Below are 18437 nucleotides of genomic sequence, written 5' to 3' on the forward strand. Positions count from 1 at the left end.
CTCATGGCGCCTGCCACCCCGGCAGCGCCTGCCGCCGCGCCCGTCCCGCCGCCCGCTCCCGCAGCGACGGCCGTGCCGGCAAGCGATCCTGCCGCGCCCCCCCCCGCCGTGCCCGTCACGCCACCTGCCACGCCAGCCCCACTGCCAACCAATGTCAAATAGCACGCCTGCCGCCAGCATCACTTCCCATCCCACGATCAAGCGCCGCCTGATTTCCATGGTGTACGAGTCGCTGCTGGCCCTGGCCGTGCTGTTCTTGCCGTTCCTGCTGTTTGAACTGGCCGTGCAAGGCGCGCATACGCCGTTGACGGAGCACATGCGCCAATGCCTGGCCTTCCTCGTCATGGGCGCGTATTTCATCCATCAGTGGAGCCGCGAAGGGCAAACCCTGGCCATGAAGACGTGGCGCTTGCAACTGGTGCTACCGGGCCATACCCACGTGCCGCTGCGCGTGGCCGCCTACCGCTACGTCTTGTCATGGATGTGGCTGCTTCCAGCCCTGCTGGTGTCGTATCTGCTGGACTTGCAGCACTGGACGGCCCTGGGCGCCATCGGCATTGGCATCCTGGCCTGGTCCAGCACGGCCCTGTTCACGGGCAATGGGCAATTCCTGCACGACAAGCTGGTTGGCACGCAGATCGTGCAATTGCCAGCCCCCGCGAAGAAGCCGAAGAAAGTCGCCGCCTGAGTTTTACGCGGCTTGACCTGGGTCATTGAAGCGCCACGGGGGCTCTGCGATCATGGCATGCCATGAAGAATACCGCCCCCCTCCCCCACACACGCTTCGCTCCCTATCGCGAGGAAGTCTGCAGCGAAGACGAAGTCAAACATCTCGTCCACACCTTTTATGCGGCCGCGCGCGACGATGCAATGCTGGGCCCCATCTTTGCCGCCGAGGTCAAGGATTGGGATGCTCATCTGGCAACATTGATCGATTTCTGGTCAGGCTTGCTGCGCGGCACCATGCGCTACCACGGCAAGCCGCTGGCCCAGCATGCGCAAATGGAACACCTCACGCCCTGCATGTTCCGCCGCTGGCTGACGCTGTTCTTTGCCACGACGGAAAGCATGGGCAATGCCGCCCTGCAAGAGAAGGCCGATACCATCGCCTTGAATATTGCCGAACGGCTATGGAAAAGCTTTGCGGAAAGCCATTCCATCACGGCGCCGCAACTTTAGAAGCGCTCGTAACCCTGCAGATAGCGCCATTGCCCCACGGGCATGGCGCCCATCGGGATGCGGCCGATGCGCAGGCGTTTCATGGCGACGACGTCCAGCCCGACCATCTTGCACATGTGCGCGATCTGGCCCGGCTGCACGTTTTTCAGGGCAAAGCGCAAGCGCGTTTCATTTTGCCAGCTGACCTTGATCGGCGGCAAAGGCTTGCCATTGAAGGGCAAGCCGTGATTGAGCAGCGCCAGACCGTTTTCGGCAATGGCGCCCGACACCTCCACGATGAATTCCTGCTCCACGGTTTTCGCTTCGTCAACCAGCTTGCGGGCGACGCGGAAATCCTGCGTGAACACCAGCAGGCCGGACGCCATGGTGTCGAGCGGATTGGTGATGGTCAAACCGATCAGATGACGCTTGAGGAAGCGCGTGACGGAGCTGGGGGCCACATTTTCCGGCGTGAAAATCTCTTCGGGACGCAAACAGCTCAATGCTGGCTTGCCTTCGCTGCCCACGCCACCATTCGTGCCGGCCGGCTTATGCAGCAGGATCGTCACGGGCGGCATTTCTTCCAGGGTCGCGTTCGGCAGCAGCACTACCGTTTGATTGTCGGCCACGCGGGCGCCCGACTCTTCCACCAGCACGCCATCGACCGTGACCCAGCCGCCCTCGATATACAGCTCGGCTTCGCGGCGCGAACAGGGCACGTCTTCAGACAGGCGCTTGGCCAGGCGGACGGTGGGCATTTCAATTGGTGTGGTCATGGGGAGGTGCAAAAAGCAAGGGAGGAGAAAGCCGGTATTGTAACCGACCCGCTCCTCCCTTCTTGTTGCCGTTGTTGCCGATTGCCCGGTGGTTGTCGGATTACGCTGCGCTAATCCGACCTACGTGGCGCATCAGGCAGGTCGGATTAGCGGCTTGCCCTGTAATCCAGCAATCAGGCCTGCGCCTTGGCCAATTCCTCGGCAAAGAAACGGTGTCCCATCTCTTCCAGGCCCAAGGTTTGCAGCACTTCCTGCAAGCGTTCCGTCGGGCGCTGGCGCGGCAGGTTCTTGTAACTGGCGATGATCAGTTCATTCTTCATCGAATGCTCCCAGCCCACCAGTTCCGTCACGCTGACCTGGTAGCCATGGGCTTCCAGCTGCAGGCAGCGCAGCACGTTGGTGATCTGGCTGCCGAACTCGCGCGTGTGCAGCGGGTGGCGCCACAGTTCCGTCAAGACGTTCTTGCCCAGGCTCTTGCCCTTGTTCTTTTTCAACACGGACGCCACTTCCGCCTGGCAGCATGGCACCAGCACCATGAATTTCGCCTTTTTCTTCAAGGCGAAGTGAATCGCATCATCAGTGGCCGTGTTGCACGCATGCAAGGCCGTGACGATGTCGATCTGCTGCGGCAGCAAATTCGATTCCGTCGATTCGGCCACGGACAGCGGCAGGAACGACATGCCGGGGAACTTGAATTTCTTGGCCAGTTCCTGCGAACGCTGCACCAGCTCTTCGCGCGTCTCGATGCCGTAGATGTGCGAACCGTCGTTGCCGTTCTTGAAGAACAGGTCGTACAGGATGAAGCCGAGGTACGATTTGCCGGCGCCGTGGTCGACCAGCGAGACGCCAGGGTGATCGAGCTGCACTTCGCGCAGCAGCGGCTCGATGAACTGCGTCAGATGGTACACCTGCTTGAGCTTGCGGCGGCTGTCCTGGTTCATCTTGCCGTCGCGCGTCAGGATGTGCAATTCCTGCAGCAAGGCGACCGACTGGCCATCCTTGATCTCGGGCATGTTGCTGGCGGCCGTGATGACGTCTTTCGGCGCAGCGACTGCGGTGGCGGCGGCTGCCGCGCCCTTAGCGCGCTTCATCGATCCACGCCATCTGTATCGCCTCGAGCACTTTTTCGCCGCCGCGCGTGTGGTCATCGTCGAAGCCGTCCAGTTCCACCACCCAGTTATGCAGGTCGGTGAAACGCACGGTCAGGGGATCGATGTCCGGATGCGTGTCGAACAAGGCTTCGGCGATCGCGGTGATGTCGGACCATTTCATGTTAGTGGCTGCCTTCGCTGACCTGGTTGATCGTGTATTTCGGGATTTCGACGACGAGGTCGGCCTCGGCCACGATGGACTGGCACGACAGGCGCGACACGGCTTCCAGGCCCCAGGCCTTGTCCAGCATGTCTTCTTCCAGTTCCGTCGCTTCGTTCAGGGACTCGATGCCTTCGCGCACCAGCACGTGGCACGTGGTGCAGGCGCACGATTTTTCGCAGGCGTGCTCGATGTCGATGTCGTTTTCCAGCAGGATGTCGCAGATGGACTTGCCGGCAGGTGCTTCGATGACGGCGCCGTCCGGGCAAAGCTTGGCGTGCGGCAGGATAACGATTTGTGGCATGGTTTCTTCTTTCAGTCTGTCATTCGGAGCGCGGCCGCCGCAGGCTATGCTCGCGGCGGCGCGCTGTTCAATTAGTCTTGTACGACCTGGTCCAGAGATTTACCCGTCAAGGCACTGCGCACGCTGCGGTCCATGCGGCGCGAGGCGAAATCCTCGGTGCCGTCGGCAAGCAGCTCGATCGCCAGCTTCAAGGCCTGGTGGTCGATGGCGCCGCTTTGCGATTGCACGATGGCGTCGCGCACCCGGTTCATCAAGCCATCGACGGTGATGCGTTCGGCGTCGTCGAGCAAGCCGCCGTCCTCGTCCAGCGCCGACTGCGTGGCCAGCAGGATGCGTTCCGCTTCCACCTGCTCTTCACGCAGCGCGCGCGCCACCATGTCGACGTCGGCCGACGTGTACGAATCCTGCAGCATGCGGGCGATGTCGTCGTCGCCCAGGCCGTAGGCCGGCTTGACGCTGATCGACGCTTCCACGCCCGAGCGCAGTTCGCGCGCCGACACCGACAACAAGCCGTCCGCATCGACCTGGTAGGTGATGCGGATGCGCGCGGCGCCCGCCACCATCGGCGGAATGCCGCGCAGCTCGAAGCGCGCCAGCGAGCGGCAGTCGCTCACCAGTTCGCGCTCGCCCTGCAGCACGTGCACGGCCAGCGCCGTCTGGCCATCCTTGAAGGTCGTGAATTCCTGCGCGCGCGCGCATGGGATCGTCGAATTACGGGGGATGATTTTTTCCACCAGGCCGCCCATGGTCTCGATACCGAGCGACAGCGGAATCACGTCGAGCAGCAGCCAGTCGTCGCCAGCGGCGCGGTTACCGGCCAGCAAGTTCGCCTGGATGGCGGCGCCCAGCGCCACCACTTTATCCGGGTCGATATTCGCATGCGGCGTCGTGTGGAAGAATTCGCTCACGGCGCGCTGCACGTGCGGCATGCGCGTGGCGCCGCCCACCATCACCACGCCGTCGACGTCGTCCGCGTCCACGTTCGCGTCGCGCAAGGCTTTCTTGATGGCGTTCATGGTCTTGGCGACCAAATGCTGCGTCATGGCGGCAAAGTCGGCCGCCGTGATGCGCAGGTGGATCTCTTCGCCCGAGTTCAGGGCCGCGTCGATCATCGTTTCCGGCTTGGTCGACAGCGTTTCCTTGATCTCGCGCGCTTTCACCATCAGGATGGCCGTGTCTTCGTCCGACAGGGGCGCCAGCTTGGCCTGCTCGCTGATCCAGCAGAACAGGCGGCGGTCGAAATCGTCGCCGCCCAGAGCAGAGTCGCCGCCCGTGGACAGCACTTCGAAGACGCCTTTGCTCAGCTTCAGGATCGAGATGTCGAAGGTACCGCCACCGAGGTCGTACACGGCGTACACGCCTTCGGACGCGTTGTCGAGGCCGTAAGCAATGGCGGCGGCCGTCGGCTCGCTCAGCAGGCGCAGCACGTTGATACCGGCCAGCTGCGCCGCATCTTTCGTTGCCTGGCGCTGCGCGTCGTCAAAATAGGCGGGCACGGTGATGACGGCGCCGACCAGGTCGTCGCCGAGCGAATCCTCCGCGCGCTGGCGCAAGGTGGCGAGGATTTGCGCCGACACCTCGACGGGGCTTTTCACGCCGGCCACGGTTTTCAGCTGCACCATGCCAGGCGTGTCCTGGAAATCGTAGGGCAGGTTTTCCGCGTAGGCGATGTCGGCCAGGCCGCGGCCCATGAAGCGTTTCACGGACACGATGGTGTTCTTCGGGTCGGTGGTTTGCGCGGACAGGGCCTTGTAGCCGATGTTCGCGTGGCCATTCGGCAGGTAGCGCACGACGGACGGCAGCAGGGAGTGCCCTTCCTCGTCGTTGAGCACCTCGGGAATGCTGTTGCGGACAGTGGCGACCAGGGAATTGGTGGTGCCCAGATCGATGCCGACGGCCAGGCGGTGCTGGTGCGGCGCGGTCGACATGCCTGGTTCGGAGATTTGCAGAAGTGCCATTGTATTCGTGCCTCGATTAATTTTTTGCGTGATGCGGTTGATGCCTGTCGCGCATTATAAGACGCGCGCCAGACTGGCGCTTGGCACGCCGGTCAAGCTATCCGGAGATCAGACTTCAATCGCCTCATAGGCAAAACGGACTTCCTCGCCAAATTTGTCGAGGAACATCAGGGCGCGCACGCTTTGCGCGGCATTCACATAGTCGGCCGCGTCGAGCTGGGCCGCCACATGGGCCAGCAAGGCCTTGCGTTCGCCGCGCAGTTGGCGGTCCAGGGCGTCGAGCGCGTCGGCATCCTTGCCGGCGCGGGCGTCGCCCAGTTCTTCGCGCCATTCCATCTGCTGCATCAGGAAACTGACGGGCATGGCCGTGTTCGACTCCGTCTGCAGGTCGACGCCATTGATTTCGCACAGGTATTGCGCGCGTTTTTGCGGGCTTTTCAGGGTTTGGTAGGCTTCATTGGCACGCGTGGCCCATTGCATCGCCACGCGCTTTTCAGCGCTGCTGGCGTTGATGAAGCGGTCCGGGTGGACCTTGCCCTGCACGTCGCGGTAGGCCGCGTCAAGCGCGCTCATGTCGAGCGAGAACTGCGCCGGCAACTGGAATAATTCGAAGTGGTTTTGCATAATGGTCAGTGGTCGCTGTACCGCAATCGATGGGTACAGCGCACCGACCGGGGTCTTGCCAGCTGTTTAAATCCTGAAGGACTCGCCGCAGCCGCAGGCGTCTTTTTCGTTCGGATTGTGGAACTTGAAGCCTTCGTTCAAGCCTTCGCGCGCGAAATCGAGTTCCGTGCCGTCGATGTAAGGCAGGCTTTTCGGGTCGACGAAGACTTTCACGCCGTGCGATTCGAAGACGCTGTCTTCAGCCGCCACTTCATCGACATATTCCAGCTTGTAAGCCAGGCCCGAGCAGCCCGTGGTACGCACGCCGAAGCGCAGGCCCATGCCCTTGCCGCGCCGTTCGATATAACGGTTGATGTGTTTCGCCGCTTTTTCGGTCAGTGTGATCATGTATTTCTCCGTAACTGCCCCGGCCTTGCGGCTGGGGCGGGCTACCAACGTTTAAGCTGCTGCCGGGTGACGGGTCTGATAATCCAACACCGCCGCCTTGATGGCATCTTCCGCCAGGATGGAGCAGTGGATCTTCACTGGCGGCAGGGCCAGTTCTTCGGCGATCTGCGTGTTCTTGATGGCCAGCGCCTGGTCCAGGGTCTTGCCCTTGACCCATTCCGTCACCAGGGAGCTCGACGCGATGGCCGAACCGCAGCCGTAGGTCTTGAATTTCGCATCTTCGATCAGGCCATCGGCGCCGACCTTGATCTGCAGTTTCATCACGTCGCCGCAGGCAGGCGCGCCGACCATGCCGGTGCCGATGGTTTCATCACCCTTGTCGAAAGCGCCCACGTTGCGCGGGTTTTCGTAATGATCGAGTACTTTGTCCGAGTAAGCCATTTTGATGCTCCTTTAATATTCTTGCCGGCCCCGTCAACAGGGGCCGCGGTATTGGTTAGTGGGCTGCCCATTGAATCGAATTGATGTCGATTCCGTCCTTGAACATATCCCACAGCGGCGACAGTTCGCGCAGCTTGTGTACTTTCGATTTCAGCAGGTTCACGGCGAAGTCGATGTCTTCCTCGGTCGAGAAGCGGCCGATGGTGAAGCGGATCGAGCTGTGCGCCAGTTCGTCGCTGCGGCCCAGGGCGCGCAGCACGTACGATGGTTCCAGGCTGGCCGAGGTGCAGGCCGAACCGGACGACACGGCGATATCCTTGATCGCCATGATCAGCGACTCGCCTTCGACGTAGTTGAAGCTCACGTTCAGGTTGTGCGGCACGCGGTGATCCATGTCGCCGTTGATGTAGACTTCTTCGATCTCTTGCAAGCCCTTGGCCAGGCGGTCGCGCAAGGCCTTGATACGGCCGATTTCGCTGTCCATTTCTTCCTTGGCGATGCGGAATGCTTCGCCCATGCCGACGATCTGGTGCGTTGGCAGGGTGCCGGAACGCAAGCCGCGCTCATGGCCGCCACCGTGCATCTGCGCTTCCAGGCGCACGCGCGGCTTGCGGCACACGTACAGGGCGCCCACGCCTTTCGGGCCGTAGGTTTTGTGCGCCGTGAAGGTCATCAGGTCGACCTTGGTCTTTTGCAGGTCGATGACAACCTTGCCCGTCGCTTGCGCGGCGTCGCAATGGAAGATGATGCCTTTCGAGCGGCAGAACACGCCGATCTCGTCGATCGGCTGGATCACGCCGATTTCGTTGTTCACCAGCATGACCGACACGAGGATGGTGTCCGGGCGCACGGCCGCGGCCAGTTGCTCGACGGTGATCAGGCCGTTGTCCTGCGGTTCCAGATACGTCGCTTCAAAGCCGATGCGTTCCAGTTCGCGCACCGTGTCGAGCACCGATTTGTGTTCGGTCTTGACGGTGATGATGTGCTTGCCCTTGGTCTTGTAGAACTGTGCCGCGCCCTTGATGGCCAGGTTGTTGCTTTCCGTCGCGCCGGAGGTCCAGATGATTTCGCGCGGATCGGCGTTCACCAGGGCCGCCACGTAGCCGCGCGCTTCTTCCACGGCTTTTTCCGCCGTCCAGCCATACATGTGGCTGCGCGATGCCGGATTGCCGAACTGCTCGCGCAGGTAGGGAATCATCTTGTCGGCGACGCGGGGATCGATCGGCGTGGTGGCCGAGTAATCCATGTAGATCGGGAAATGCGGTGCGGTTTCAAAGTGCACTTGGCCTACGTTTTTTTCTGGGGCGTTCATCAATAACTCCTGCAATCAGCAACTTAGTATTTTGTAATATTCAACCGATGGCGGCGTGGTTACGATGCATCACCATCACGCTTTGTTCGGCAATCTTTTGTCTCTGCTGGTCGACCAAATCCTGCAAGGACACAGAATCCAGATAATCGACCATTTTTTCGTTGAGTGTGGACCACAATTCATGTGTCATGCAGCGCGCACCCGTAGCCGCGTCGGCGCCGTGGCAATGTTCCTTGCCGCCGCACTGCGTGGCGTCCAGCGGTTCGTCGACAGCGATGATGATGTCGGCCACCGTCACCTTGTCCGCACGGCGCGCCAGGCTGTAGCCGCCACCGGGACCGCGGATCGATTCGACGATCTCATGACGGCGCAGCTTGCCGAACAGCTGTTCCAGGTAGGACAGGGAAATCGACTGGCGCTGGCTGATGCCGGACAAGGTGACCGGACCCTTACCCTGGCGCAGGGCAAGATCGATCATCGCAGTCACGGCAAAACGGCCTTTTGTAGTCAGACGCATACATCCTCGGTTCAACTAGTTTAAAATATTGCGGCTTTTCAACTTCTCAAACCCTGAGTAGTTGAATGATTTAGTCAAGTATAACAAATTCGGCGGGGTTTGTCAGAGCGCCCCTCGATGACCACAGGGCTGGCAGGGGCATGGCCGGCCGCGCCAGGCGCGGCGGCATCAGGAAAACAACAGTACGGCTCAAGCGCGCAAGGCGCTCCTCACTTTCATCAACTCGAAACCGAGCAAGTTCAAGCCGTCCCAGCTGGCGGGGTCCAGGATGCGCGGATTGTCCGACGCCAGGCCCACGCCCCAGATGCGGTCAACGGGACTGGCTTCGACGATGACGCGCTCGCCCGTGCCCAGCAAAAACTTGCGCAGCGCAGCCTTTTGCGAGAACTTGGCAAAGTTGCCATCGAAGACGACACCGGCACGCGCCGCTTCCCACACCTTGGCGTCAAAGTTCGCCACTTCGCGCCCCAGCTTCTTCACTTCCGACGGCCGTTCGGCCGCCACGATGCGCGCCTGGACGGCTGTGTCGCCAAACAGGGCCGCCTTTTGCGCCATCATGTAATGCTCGGCCGTCGCATACGTCACGCCGGCCAGGCTGAATGGCGACGGGAACCACTGGCTGAAGCAGCTTTTATCGGGCATCTGCGGCTGCGCCGGCGTGTGCCCCCAGAAATACAGAAAGTCGGGCACGCCGCCCGCCGCGATCCACGCCTTCAATTCTTCCACGTTACTGATTTGCATATTCCCCGCACTTCCGCCAGATGGCGTCAATTCAATCTCAAGCACGCAATAGTTGCATCTGGCCAAACAAGGCCTGCATGTCACGATTGCCGATAAAGGACAGATTATACGGATGTTCCGCCGTCACCTGCGGCAAGGACGCCGCCACCGGCAAGCGTTTGATGAGCTCGGCAATCTTGCCCCACAACACCAGTTGCGGCGCTGCCGTCCCATTCTGCTGCGCCAGAGCTTCGAGCACCACCTGCAGGAAAGGCAACCAGCCGCGCGCATCCTGCACGGGCGGCACGTGGGCACGGAACACCAGCGCCGCGTTGAGCAGCAAGAAGCCCTGCTCCGTCATCTTGCGCTGCAAGTCAGGCAGGGTCTGGATGACGCCGCTGCCGGCTTGCAGCGCGGCCGCCGCCACGGGCGCCATGGCCGCGCCGGACGTATCGCCGCCCTGCAGCTGGCCATCGGCCACCAGCAACATTTTCATGAAGTTGCGCAGGGACGTGGCGCGGTTGACGGGCTTCGACAGGCCCGTGGCCGACCACAGACTGCCGACGGCGCCATCCATGAAGCACACGCCAGTAGCGCTGTCGGCGCGCGGATACGGCCCCTCGCCCACCAGCACGTAGTGCACCTGCGCCAGCGGCAGGGCAAACGCGGCGAACAGCCGGCCCTGCGTGGGCAGGTAATCGTCGATGGCCAGCGCCGGCAGGTAGGCGGGATCGGCCGCCATCACGGCGTGCAAGCCGCGTTGCAAAATGGGACGCCAGGAGGCATGCGCCAGGGACAGGGCATCGGTGATGCTGGCAGGAACGGTTGTTACGGTCATGGGGGCGTGAAATATTTGGGCAAACGCAAATTGTAGCGCACCGGTACGCCTGCGTTGTTGAATGAGCACAATTTCTACATTTCACCGCGATACCAATATCGCAACAACAGTATCAAAAATTGCACGCAATCTGCGCCAATCGAGGCCGGCAATGCTAGACTGGTTTCCTTGGAACTTGAGCCACATCAAGAAATAGTGCTGACCGGATTCTTCCATCCACTAACGCTCATTGCGCCTGGGCAAGTTCTCAACACACTGCCCTGTCCATGCCCCGTCCTTACCTCACACGATTGCGCGCCGCGATACGCCTGCCCTGCCTGAGCTTTCTGCTATGGCTATGCTGCAACGCCCCCGTCCATGCGCAAGACCTGGCGGAGCTCAGCGCACCGCGTTTTGCGCCAAGACAAGTGCTGGTACTGTATTCGCTGGGCAGCGATGCTTCCTCGCAGTGGCAAACGCTGATCCATAAGGGCATGAGCGCGGAACTGGCGAACGAGAACTGGCGCCTCGCGCCCGGCATCTACGAGGAGCGGCTCGATTCCGTGCGCGTGGGCGAACAGCCTGCCGTAGCCGGACTGGAAACCTATCTGCAAACCAAGTACAGGATGGTGCAGTTCGACGCCATCATCACGGAAAACTACCTGGCAGCCCAGTTCCTGAGCCAGCACCCAAAGCTGTTTCCCGGCGTGCCCCGCTACTATGTAAACCAGGGGCGGCAGGATTGGGTGCCTGCCGACGGCGTCAATCTCGATGTGCGCCACGATTTCGGCAAGGCCGTCGCCGTCATGCTGCAAGTGACGCCTGGACTGCGCCATATCGCCATCGTCGGCGACGCCAGCGCACGCGGCCAGGCGTGGATCGCCGCCATCCGCGCCGCCATCGCGCCCTACCAGGACCGGCTCAAGGTCGAGTTCTGGGATCACCTGAGCCAGGAAGAGTTGTGGCGCCGCACCGGCACGCTGGGAGAGGGCAGCGCCATCTACCTGCTGCCCGTCTACCGCGACGAGCTGGGGCAGCGCACCACGCCCCCCGTCATGGCGCGCGACCTGGCCTCGCGCAGCGCCGTGCCCATTTTCACCAGCGTGGAGTCGCTGATACTGCCCGGCGTGGTGGGCGGCTATGTCATCAGCGGAGAGAAAGTCGGGCGCACCATCGCGCGCATCCTGCTGGGCAGAACGCCCGACCCGGACGGCATGCAGGCATATATCTTCGACGATGCCGCGGTACAGCGTTTCGGCTTGCGCAACCTGCCCGGCGAGGCACGCATCCTGAACCGGCCGCAGGGAGTGTGGGCGCAATACCACTGGCAGATCATCGCCGGGCTGTCGCTGATCGCGCTGCAAGCGGCGCTGATCACGGCCCTGCTGCTGGCCCAGCGCAGCCGCCGCGCCAGCGTGGCGGCCCTGCATGCGGAGCGCGACATGCTCGAGGAACGGGTCTTGCAGCGCACCCTGGAACTGCTGGTAGCCAACTCCCGGCTGGAGCAGCAAGCCACGACCGACCCGCTGACGGGCCTGGGGAACCGCCGCATGATGACCCTGCGGCTGACAGAGGAGCTTGAGCGCGCCCAGCGCTTCGGTCATACGCTGTCGCTGCTGATGATCGATATCGACCACTTCAAGCGCATCAATGACGGCCATGGCCACGACGCGGGCGACCGCGCCATCGCTGCCGTCGCGCAAGTGCTGCGCAGCGTCACGCGGGGCATGGATACGGCGGCGCGCTTTGGGGGCGAGGAATTCGTGCTGCTGATGCCGGAGACGCCGCTGCCAGTGGCGTTGGACGTGGCCGAACGCCTGCGCCTGGCGGCAGCCAGCTTGCGCGTGGAATGCGCTGATGGCCAACTGGTCAGCCTGACCATCAGCATCGGCGTGACATCCAATACGCCGCAATCGACGGCACCAGCCAGACGGGAAGTGGACAACTTGACCGATCTGCTGATCCGCGCCGACCAGGCCCTGTACCGCGCCAAACATGGCGGACGGGACAGGGTCGAGTGGAGCTGAAGCTGCGCCCCTTATTGACCGGACGTCCTATTCCGCGTCAGGCTGCTGCGCCGGATGGGCGGCCGCAAACGCGGGCAAGGCGGCGCAATGCGCATGAATACGCGCCACGCGCGGATACGGCGCCAGGTCGATGGCGAAGCGCTGCGCATTGAATACCTGCGGCACCAGGCAGCAGTCGGCCATCGTCGGGCTGTCGCCATGGCAGAACAGGCCCGTGCCGGCCGGATCGCCCTGCGCCAGCAGCGCTTCGACGGCCGCCAGGCCCTCGGCCATCCAGTGGCGATACCACTCCTGCTTGGCCTCGTCCGACAGTCCCAGGGTGTTTTTCAGATATTTCAACACGCGCAGATTCGTCAGCGGATGGGCGTCGCAGGCGATCGCCAGCGCCAGCGCGCGCACCCTGGCGCGTCCCAGCGCGTCCGCCGGCAGCAGCGGCACGGCTGGCCGCGTCTCGTCGAGATATTCAAGCATCGCCAGCGACTGCGTCAGGATGGCGCCATCGTCGTCGAGCGCCGGCACCAGGGCCGACGGGTTGACAGCGCGGTAGGCTGGCCGCAGCTGCTGGCCGCCATCCTGCAGCAGATGCACGGGGATGCTGTCGTAAGCTATGCCTTTGAGATTCAAGGCAATGCGTACGCGGTAGGCGGCCGAACTGCGAAAGTAGGTGTACAGCTTCATGGCGCGCCCTCCCCTCAGGCGCGGCCGGCGTACACGGCCACGGTCTGCTCGATGCTGCCGAAGATGCTGGCGCCCGCCGCGTCGCGCATCTCGATGCGAACCGTGTCGCCGAACTTCAGATACGCCGTTTTTGGCGCGCCGTGTTCGATGGTTTCATACATGCGCACTTCGGCCAGGCAGCAGTAACCGACGCCGCCGTTCTCGATGCTCGAGCCAAACAGGTTGCCCTGCTTGTTCGACACGGTGCCGGAACCGACGATGCTGCCGGCGCCCAGTTCGCGCGTCTTGGCCGCATGCGCCACCAGTTGGGCAAAATTGAAGGTCATGTCCTCGCCCGCATTCGGCTTGCCGAAGGGCTTGTCGTTCAAATCCACCAGCAGCGGCAGGTGCAGCTTGCTGTCCGCCCAGTGGCCTTCAAGTTCATCGGGCGTGACGGCGACGGGCGAAAACGCGCTGGCCGCCTTCGACTGGAAGAAGCCGAAACCCTTGGCCAGTTCGCCCGGGATCAGGTTGCGCAGCGAGACATCGTTGACCAGCATGACCAGGCGGATCGCTTTCGCCGCGTCGTCCACGCCGGCGCCCATGGCGACGTCGCCCGTGATGACGGCCACTTCCGCTTCCAGGTCGATGCCCCACTCTTCGGACAAGGCGAAGATCGGATCGCGCGGGCCAATAAAGCTGTCCGAGCCGCCCTGGTACATCAGCGGGTCCGTGTAGAACGAGGCCGGCACTTCCGCGTTGCGCGTCTTGCGCACCAGTTCCACGTGATTGATGTAGGCGGAACCGTCGGCCCACTGGTAAGCGCGCGGCAGCGGCGAGTGGCACAATGCCGCATCAAACGGCTGCGCGTCCGGCGCCTGGCCCGCGTTCAGGTCGGCGTAGGCCTGTTCCAGTTTCGGCGCGACGGCGTCCCAGTTGTCGAGCGCGGCCTGCAAGGTGGGCGCGATGGCGGCCACGCGCTGGTACTGGCGCAGGTCGCGGCTGACGAGGATCAGGGCGCCGTCGCGGCTGCCGTTTTTCAGGGTTGCGAGTTTCATGGTGTTCCTTGTTCGGTGTATTTGTCAGAAAGTGGCGGTCTAATGCGTTCAGGCGTCGGCCGGCGCGTGCATCCAGGCGGCGTGCTTGGGCGCGCGGCGCGTTTGCGACCATTCTTCCAGCATTTCCCATTTGACGGCGTCCAGTTTGTCCATCATGTCGGGCGTGCCCACGTTGGCCGCCAGTTCCAGGCGGTGGCCGTTCGGGTCGAAGAAATAGATCGACTGGAAGATGGCGTGGTTGACGGGACCGAGCACCTCGACGCCGCCGGCCACCAAACGTTCCTTGGCGGCCAGCAGCTCTTCCATGCTGCCCACTTCCAGCGCTAGGTGCTGCACCCAGGCCGGGGTATTGCGGTCGCGGTCCATCGGCGGCTGCGTCGGCAGTTCAAAAAAGGCCAGCACATTGCCCTGGCCCGCGTCGAGGAACACGTGCATGTACGGGTCCGGCGCCTTGGTCGACGGCACCAGGTCTTCGGCGATGGCGAGGACGAAATTCATGTTCAAATGCTTGACGTACCACTCGACGGTTTTCTTCGCGTCGATGCAGCGGTAGGCGACATGGTGGATTTGCTTGATCTTCATGGTGTGTCTCCAATGGATGGCGCCGTGGGCGCGATGGCTGGCCTGTTTTTCAGCTTTTCACCATTAGAATCGAGTTACAGCTATCATACAAACAATTTTTAACCATTGATTTATCGGATTATCTTATGAGTCCCAGCCTGCGGCAAATGCGCGCCTTCGTGGCGCTGGCCAAGACCGGCAGTTTTACCCTGGCCGCCGAATACCTGCACGTGACGCAATCGGCCTTGAGCGGCTTGATCAAGGAACTGGAAAGCGTGCTGGGCGTACGAGTGGTCGAGCGCAGCACGCGCAAGACGCAGCTGTCGGAAATCGGCCGCGAGCTGTATCCGCTGTTTGAAAAGATGATCGAGGACCTCGACGGCGCCATGGCCGGCATCGCCCAGCGCAAGGCGTTAAAAACGGGCATGGTGCGCATCGCCGCGCCGCAGATGATGGCGTGCACCCTGCTGCCGGAAGTGATCGCCGCCTACCGCCAGGCGCACCCGGACGTGCAGCTGCGCCTCGTCGACTGCCCGGTGGAAAACGTGTCGGCGCGCGTCTTCAGCGGCGAAGTCGATTTCGGCATCGGCCCCGAACGCGACCCGACGGCGGAAATCGCCGCGCAAGTGCTGTTCGAAATGCCCTTCGTGCTGGTCTTCCCTGAACAGCACCCGCTGCAGCAAAAGGAAAGGGTCACCTGGGCCGACGTGGGCGACTATCCGTTCATCTCGCTGCAGGGCCAGTTCACGGAACGCCTGCTGCGCGACATGCACGGCGCATTTCGCGAGCTGTCGCTCAATCCCTATAACGAAGTCACGTTCATGACGACGGCGCTGGCCATGGTCAGCGCCAACCTGGGCATCACGGTCTGCCTGCCGTATGCGGAACCGATGGTCAAGCTGTATCAATTGCACATGCGCGCCCTGCACGAGCCGGAACTGACGCGGCGCTTTTTCGTCTACACGAAGACGGGCCGTTCGCTGTCGCCGGCCGCCGAAAGCTTCATGGCCTTCCTGTTCCGCTTTGTCGAGACGCACGAGTGGAACGTGGGAGCGGGCGGCGGTGCGGCACGCAACACCCTGTCCGCAGGCGGCCCGGCTGGCGCCGCTTTATAATGGCGCATCGCCCTTTGCCGCTCACACCATGACCCAGCCTGTCCAGAACGACCTGTCCGCCATCGACGCCGCCACCATCGCCATCAATCAGCGCATGAACAGATTCGACGGCCATGCACAGGTCTGGCTGTTCGGCTATGGCTCGCTGATCTACAAGGCCGATTTCCCCTACATCGAACGCCGCCCCGCCAGTATCGCCGGCTGGACGCGGCGGTTCTGGCAGGGTTCGCACGACCACCGCGGCACGCCGATGGCGCCGGGCCGGGTCGCCACCATAGTGCCGCAGGCAGGCGCCGTGTGTGACGGCATGGCTTATTTGATCACACCCGAAGTCTTCGCCCACCTCGACCACCGCGAAAAGAACGGCTATTTGCGCCTGGCCACCGACATCACCTTCGAGGATGGCGGCAAGGTCGAAGGACTGGTGTACATCGCCAACGAGGAAAACGCCGCCTTCCTGGGCGCCGCCCCGGAACTGGATATCGCGCGCCAGATAGCCCGATCAAACGGCCCCAGCGGCCCGAACAGCGAATACCTGCTGCACCTGGCCAGCGCCCTGCGCGAGCTGGGCAAGAGCGACCCGCATGTCTTCGCCATCGAGCAGCATCTGGCGCAAATCCAGGCAAAGACTCAGGATAGCGCCGTTTAACTTCTTAAAACAGATCCAGCTGCCCCGCATTGCCATTTTTCACTTTCGCGCCCAGCGGCGGCACCACGAGCGGCCGGCGGAATTGCGTGCAATCGAGCTGCTTGAAGCGGCCGCCCTTGCCGTGCAGCCCCAGCCGGTGCACGGCTTTTTCAAAGCGCTGGCGGATGAGGTCAGCCCACACGCCTTCGCCCCGCATGCGCGCGCCGAACGCGCTGTCGTAATCCTTGCCGCCACGCATTTCGCGCACCCGATTCATCACGCGCTGGGCCCGTTCCGGGAAGTGCGCTTCCAGCCATTGCTGGAACAATGGACTCACTTCCCACGGCAGGCGCAGCACGACGTAATGGGCATGGATGGCACCCGCGTCTCGCACAGCTTCGAGCAGCTGCTCGATTTCCGGTTCCGTCACGAACGGGATGATGGGCGCGATACTCACGCCCACGGGAATGCCCGCCTCCGTCAGGGTACGGATGGTGCGCAGCCGCCGCGCCGGGGCAGCCGCGCGCGGTTCCAGGGTGCGCGCGATGGCTGGATCGAGCGTGGTGACAGTCACGGCCACGGCCGCCAGATGCTTGGCCGCCATGGGTGCCAAAATGTCGATATCACGCTCGATCAGCGACGATTTCGTGATCAGCGCCACGGGGTGGTCGCACTCGTGCAGCACTTCCAGCACGCGCCGCGTCAATTGCCGCTCGCGCTCACACGGCTGATACGCATCGGTATTGACGCCGAGGGCGATCGGTTCAGGCACATACGACGGCTTGGCCAGTTCGCGCCGCAACAGTTCGGGAGCATTCACCTTGGCGTAGATGCGGCTTTCGAAGTCCAGCCCCGGTGACAGGCCCAGATAGCTGTGCGTGGGACGGGCAAAGCAATAAATGCAGCCATGCTCGCAGCCGCGATATGGATTCAGCGAAACGTTGAACGGCAAATCGGGCGAAGCGTTGCGCGTGAGGATGGTGCGCGCCTGCTCGTCGCTGACCTGCGTCTTCCAGGCCGGCGCCGCCTCTTCCTCAGTCGCCCCATCCAGACCGCCTACGCTCCAGCCGTCATCGAAGCCGGCGCGCGCATGCACCTCGTAGCGCCCTTGCAGGTTCGAGACGGCCCCACGGCCTTTGTGAGCTTTCAGCGATTGCGGCGGCAACATGGCTTGCCCGGCAAAGCTGTCATCGTGTTCTGGAATGATTGCTTTCATGAACGACCCCATCAACTGTATATACGTACAGTATACTATGCCGCTGTCCGGTCAATATCAAGGGCTGCCATGGTGCTATTTCAAGCTTTTTCACCCTGCGGCATGACATAACTCAACTGCTGCGCGACAAAACCGTCAAACGCCGTGATCAGGGGAACGAAGCGGGCCGCGTCCCGCTCCAACTGCATGAGGGCGTAACACGTTGCTTCCAAGGTCGATAACTGGTCTGGCGCGTGCGCCTTGCGGATCAGGTAATGGGAAGCGGGCGTATCGCGCAGTGGCAGGCGCGGCAGCTGTTGCAACGGGGGGTTCTTATATAGCATCTTGCGGCTCTTGCGCCAGGTGGCGTCCAGCACCACCAATTGCAAGCTGGCCGAATCGAGCAAGATGGCGGGGTCGAGCGCTGGCGGCGGCGGGATGCCCAGCGAACGGTCACCTGGCGTATCGGGATATAGCAGCACGTTGTGCTTGTCGGCCAGCAATTCGGCGAGCGTTTCGGGAGCAAACTGCTCACCCGTCAGCATGCGGCTGTTGGGCAGACTCAGGTGCAGCAAGCGGGCGCTGCCCTTGGCATTGTGGACTTCCAGCGGATGCTGCAGGATAAGCACTTCCACCGCGTGGAAAACGGGGGCGATCCAGCGGCAGATGCAACTGGAGACGGCGCGCAGGCAGGCTGGGCAGCGCGCGCGTTTTGCGGGTTCAGCCGGGGGGAACGATGCAGCGGGTTGGCTGAAGGTATGGCTGGAAGTATTACTGGGGGGTTGGCTGGGGATACGGCGGGTGGTCATGGCGGAGCGCGTTCGCGGCTGTCTTCAAGCCGCGATTGTAGCGCCCGCGCCATGCCACGGGG

22 protein-coding genes are annotated in these 18437 nt (G+C 62.7%); 5 read left to right on the forward strand and 17 right to left on the reverse strand.

All coding sequences use genetic code 11. The annotated features are described in order from the left end of the window. Positions 1–151 precede the first annotated feature (151 nt). On the forward strand, positions 152–688 hold the full coding sequence (locus GYK42_RS21140; RefSeq protein WP_166449086.1) for an RDD family protein: 537 nt from the start codon (positions 152–154) through the stop codon (positions 686–688). A gap of 62 nt (positions 689–750) precedes the next feature. After that, the gene (locus GYK42_RS21145) at positions 751–1179 is read left to right on the forward strand and encodes a group III truncated hemoglobin (RefSeq protein WP_166449087.1); all 429 of its coding nucleotides are present in this window, start codon (positions 751–753) and stop codon (positions 1177–1179) included. Here GYK42_RS21145 and GYK42_RS21150 read toward each other — a convergent pair. The 12 genes from GYK42_RS21150 to GYK42_RS21205 all read right to left on the reverse strand — a co-directional run bounded on the left by GYK42_RS21150 (position 1176) and on the right by GYK42_RS21205 (position 10346). Continuing rightward, on the reverse strand, positions 1176–1934 hold the full coding sequence (locus tag GYK42_RS21150; protein WP_166449088.1) for an rRNA pseudouridine synthase: 759 nt from the start codon (positions 1932–1934) through the stop codon (positions 1176–1178). The genes GYK42_RS21145 and GYK42_RS21150 overlap by 4 nt on opposite strands. Before the next feature lie 173 nt (positions 1935–2107). After that, on the reverse strand, positions 2108–3025 hold the full coding sequence (locus tag GYK42_RS21155; RefSeq protein WP_046683835.1) for a class I SAM-dependent methyltransferase: 918 nt from the start codon (positions 3023–3025) through the stop codon (positions 2108–2110). Further along, a complete protein-coding gene (gene iscX, locus GYK42_RS21160) occupies positions 3012–3206 on the reverse strand; it encodes a Fe-S cluster assembly protein IscX (protein ID WP_034750067.1) in 195 nt (64 codons plus the stop codon). The genes GYK42_RS21155 and iscX overlap by 14 nt, the downstream gene beginning before the upstream one ends. A gap of 1 nt (position 3207) precedes the next feature. Further along, positions 3208–3549 (reverse strand): ISC system 2Fe-2S type ferredoxin, encoded by a 342-nt coding sequence (gene fdx / locus GYK42_RS21165; protein WP_034750070.1) that lies wholly within the window; start codon positions 3547–3549, stop codon positions 3208–3210. Between the two features lie 71 nt (positions 3550–3620). Then, positions 3621–5507, reverse strand: coding sequence for a Fe-S protein assembly chaperone HscA (gene hscA / locus GYK42_RS21170; RefSeq protein WP_166449089.1), 1887 nt, complete (start codon positions 5505–5507; stop codon positions 3621–3623). Between the two features lie 108 nt (positions 5508–5615). Further along, positions 5616–6131 carry a Fe-S protein assembly co-chaperone HscB gene (gene hscB, locus GYK42_RS21175; protein WP_166449090.1) on the reverse strand — a complete coding sequence of 172 codons (516 nt, stop codon included), beginning with the start codon at positions 6129–6131 and terminating at the stop codon, positions 5616–5618. A 66-nt stretch (positions 6132–6197) separates the two neighbouring features. Beyond that, positions 6198–6518 carry an iron-sulfur cluster assembly protein IscA gene (iscA, locus tag GYK42_RS21180; RefSeq protein WP_010399774.1) on the reverse strand — a complete coding sequence of 107 codons (321 nt, stop codon included), beginning with the start codon at positions 6516–6518 and terminating at the stop codon, positions 6198–6200. A 51-nt stretch (positions 6519–6569) separates the two neighbouring features. Continuing rightward, positions 6570–6959: a Fe-S cluster assembly scaffold IscU gene (gene iscU / locus GYK42_RS21185; RefSeq protein WP_034779562.1), complete on the reverse strand. Its 390-nt coding sequence runs from the start codon at positions 6957–6959 to the stop codon at positions 6570–6572. A gap of 55 nt (positions 6960–7014) precedes the next feature. After that, a complete protein-coding gene (locus tag GYK42_RS21190) occupies positions 7015–8271 on the reverse strand; it encodes an IscS subfamily cysteine desulfurase (protein WP_046683833.1) in 1257 nt (418 codons plus the stop codon). A 40-nt stretch (positions 8272–8311) separates the two neighbouring features. Next, positions 8312–8788 (reverse strand): Fe-S cluster assembly transcriptional regulator IscR, encoded by a 477-nt coding sequence (gene iscR / locus GYK42_RS21195; protein ID WP_034750086.1) that lies wholly within the window; start codon positions 8786–8788, stop codon positions 8312–8314. A 189-nt stretch (positions 8789–8977) separates the two neighbouring features. Next, the gene (locus tag GYK42_RS21200; protein WP_166449091.1) at positions 8978–9529 is read right to left on the reverse strand and encodes an NADAR family protein; all 552 of its coding nucleotides are present in this window, start codon (positions 9527–9529) and stop codon (positions 8978–8980) included. Positions 9530–9566: 37 nt separating this feature from the next. Further along, positions 9567–10346 (reverse strand): uracil-DNA glycosylase, encoded by a 780-nt coding sequence (locus tag GYK42_RS21205; protein WP_166449092.1) that lies wholly within the window; start codon positions 10344–10346, stop codon positions 9567–9569. 266 nt (positions 10347–10612) lie between these two features. Here GYK42_RS21205 and GYK42_RS21210 point away from each other — a divergent pair, with 266 nt between their 5' ends. After that, positions 10613–12352, forward strand: coding sequence for a GGDEF domain-containing protein (locus tag GYK42_RS21210; protein ID WP_240943694.1), 1740 nt, complete (start codon positions 10613–10615; stop codon positions 12350–12352). A 27-nt stretch (positions 12353–12379) separates the two neighbouring features. Here the strand turns inward: GYK42_RS21210 and maiA are convergent, their stop codons facing one another. The 3 genes from maiA to GYK42_RS21225 are packed head-to-tail and all read right to left on the reverse strand — an operon-like array spanning position 12380 to position 14649. Continuing rightward, the gene (maiA, locus tag GYK42_RS21215) at positions 12380–13030 is read right to left on the reverse strand and encodes a maleylacetoacetate isomerase (RefSeq protein WP_166449093.1); all 651 of its coding nucleotides are present in this window, start codon (positions 13028–13030) and stop codon (positions 12380–12382) included. Between the two features lie 14 nt (positions 13031–13044). Beyond that, positions 13045–14067, reverse strand: coding sequence for a fumarylacetoacetate hydrolase family protein (locus GYK42_RS21220; RefSeq protein WP_166449094.1), 1023 nt, complete (start codon positions 14065–14067; stop codon positions 13045–13047). Positions 14068–14115: 48 nt separating this feature from the next. Then, positions 14116–14649 carry a VOC family protein gene (locus GYK42_RS21225; protein WP_166449095.1) on the reverse strand — a complete coding sequence of 178 codons (534 nt, stop codon included), beginning with the start codon at positions 14647–14649 and terminating at the stop codon, positions 14116–14118. Positions 14650–14774: 125 nt separating this feature from the next. Here GYK42_RS21225 and GYK42_RS21230 point away from each other — a divergent pair, with 125 nt between their 5' ends. Next, positions 14775–15743, forward strand: coding sequence for a LysR family transcriptional regulator (locus GYK42_RS21230; RefSeq protein WP_166449096.1), 969 nt, complete (start codon positions 14775–14777; stop codon positions 15741–15743). A gap of 28 nt (positions 15744–15771) precedes the next feature. Then, positions 15772–16392, forward strand: a complete 621-nt coding sequence (locus tag GYK42_RS21235; protein WP_205711497.1) for a gamma-glutamylcyclotransferase — start codon at positions 15772–15774, stop codon at positions 16390–16392. A 4-nt stretch (positions 16393–16396) separates the two neighbouring features. Here GYK42_RS21235 and GYK42_RS21240 read toward each other — a convergent pair whose 3' ends face one another. Both GYK42_RS21240 and GYK42_RS21245 read right to left on the reverse strand, forming a co-directional pair. Next, the gene (locus tag GYK42_RS21240) at positions 16397–17587 is read right to left on the reverse strand and encodes a PA0069 family radical SAM protein (protein ID WP_431190180.1); all 1191 of its coding nucleotides are present in this window, start codon (positions 17585–17587) and stop codon (positions 16397–16399) included. A gap of 80 nt (positions 17588–17667) precedes the next feature. Next, complete coding sequence (locus GYK42_RS21245) at positions 17668–18234, reverse strand: tRNA-uridine aminocarboxypropyltransferase (protein ID WP_431190182.1); 567 nt, start codon at positions 18232–18234, stop codon at positions 17668–17670. Between the last annotated feature and the right edge of the window lie 203 nt (positions 18235–18437).

This window comes from Janthinobacterium lividum, from assembly GCF_011601275.1.
Classification (GTDB): domain Bacteria; phylum Pseudomonadota; class Gammaproteobacteria; order Burkholderiales; family Burkholderiaceae_D; genus Janthinobacterium; species Janthinobacterium lividum_E.

Coding starts and splice junctions, on each gene's coding strand:
- GYK42_RS21140 (WP_166449086.1), top strand. CDS start 152: ATGTCAAATAGCACGCCTGCCGCCAGCATCACTTCCCATCCCACGATC.
- GYK42_RS21145 (WP_166449087.1), top strand. CDS start 751: ATGAAGAATACCGCCCCCCTCCCCCACACACGCTTCGCTCCCTATCGC.
- GYK42_RS21150 (WP_166449088.1), bottom strand. CDS start 1,934: ATGACCACACCAATTGAAATGCCCACCGTCCGCCTGGCCAAGCGCCTG.
- GYK42_RS21155 (WP_046683835.1), bottom strand. CDS start 3,025: ATGAAGCGCGCTAAGGGCGCGGCAGCCGCCGCCACCGCAGTCGCTGCG.
- iscX (WP_034750067.1), bottom strand. CDS start 3,206: ATGAAATGGTCCGACATCACCGCGATCGCCGAAGCCTTGTTCGACACG.
- fdx (WP_034750070.1), bottom strand. CDS start 3,549: ATGCCACAAATCGTTATCCTGCCGCACGCCAAGCTTTGCCCGGACGGC.
- hscA (WP_166449089.1), bottom strand. CDS start 5,507: ATGGCACTTCTGCAAATCTCCGAACCAGGCATGTCGACCGCGCCGCAC.
- hscB (WP_166449090.1), bottom strand. CDS start 6,131: ATGCAAAACCACTTCGAATTATTCCAGTTGCCGGCGCAGTTCTCGCTC.
- iscA (WP_010399774.1), bottom strand. CDS start 6,518: ATGATCACACTGACCGAAAAAGCGGCGAAACACATCAACCGTTATATC.
- iscU (WP_034779562.1), bottom strand. CDS start 6,959: ATGGCTTACTCGGACAAAGTACTCGATCATTACGAAAACCCGCGCAAC.
- GYK42_RS21190 (WP_046683833.1), bottom strand. CDS start 8,271: ATGAACGCCCCAGAAAAAAACGTAGGCCAAGTGCACTTTGAAACCGCA.
- iscR (WP_034750086.1), bottom strand. CDS start 8,788: ATGCGTCTGACTACAAAAGGCCGTTTTGCCGTGACTGCGATGATCGAT.
- GYK42_RS21200 (WP_166449091.1), bottom strand. CDS start 9,529: ATGCAAATCAGTAACGTGGAAGAATTGAAGGCGTGGATCGCGGCGGGC.
- GYK42_RS21205 (WP_166449092.1), bottom strand. CDS start 10,346: ATGACCGTAACAACCGTTCCTGCCAGCATCACCGATGCCCTGTCCCTG.
- GYK42_RS21210 (WP_240943694.1), top strand. CDS start 10,613: ATGCCCCGTCCTTACCTCACACGATTGCGCGCCGCGATACGCCTGCCC.
- maiA (WP_166449093.1), bottom strand. CDS start 13,030: ATGAAGCTGTACACCTACTTTCGCAGTTCGGCCGCCTACCGCGTACGC.
- GYK42_RS21220 (WP_166449094.1), bottom strand. CDS start 14,067: ATGAAACTCGCAACCCTGAAAAACGGCAGCCGCGACGGCGCCCTGATC.
- GYK42_RS21225 (WP_166449095.1), bottom strand. CDS start 14,649: ATGAAGATCAAGCAAATCCACCATGTCGCCTACCGCTGCATCGACGCG.
- GYK42_RS21230 (WP_166449096.1), top strand. CDS start 14,775: ATGAGTCCCAGCCTGCGGCAAATGCGCGCCTTCGTGGCGCTGGCCAAG.
- GYK42_RS21235 (WP_205711497.1), top strand. CDS start 15,772: ATGACCCAGCCTGTCCAGAACGACCTGTCCGCCATCGACGCCGCCACC.
- GYK42_RS21240 (WP_431190180.1), bottom strand. CDS start 17,587: ATGAAAGCAATCATTCCAGAACACGATGACAGCTTTGCCGGGCAAGCC.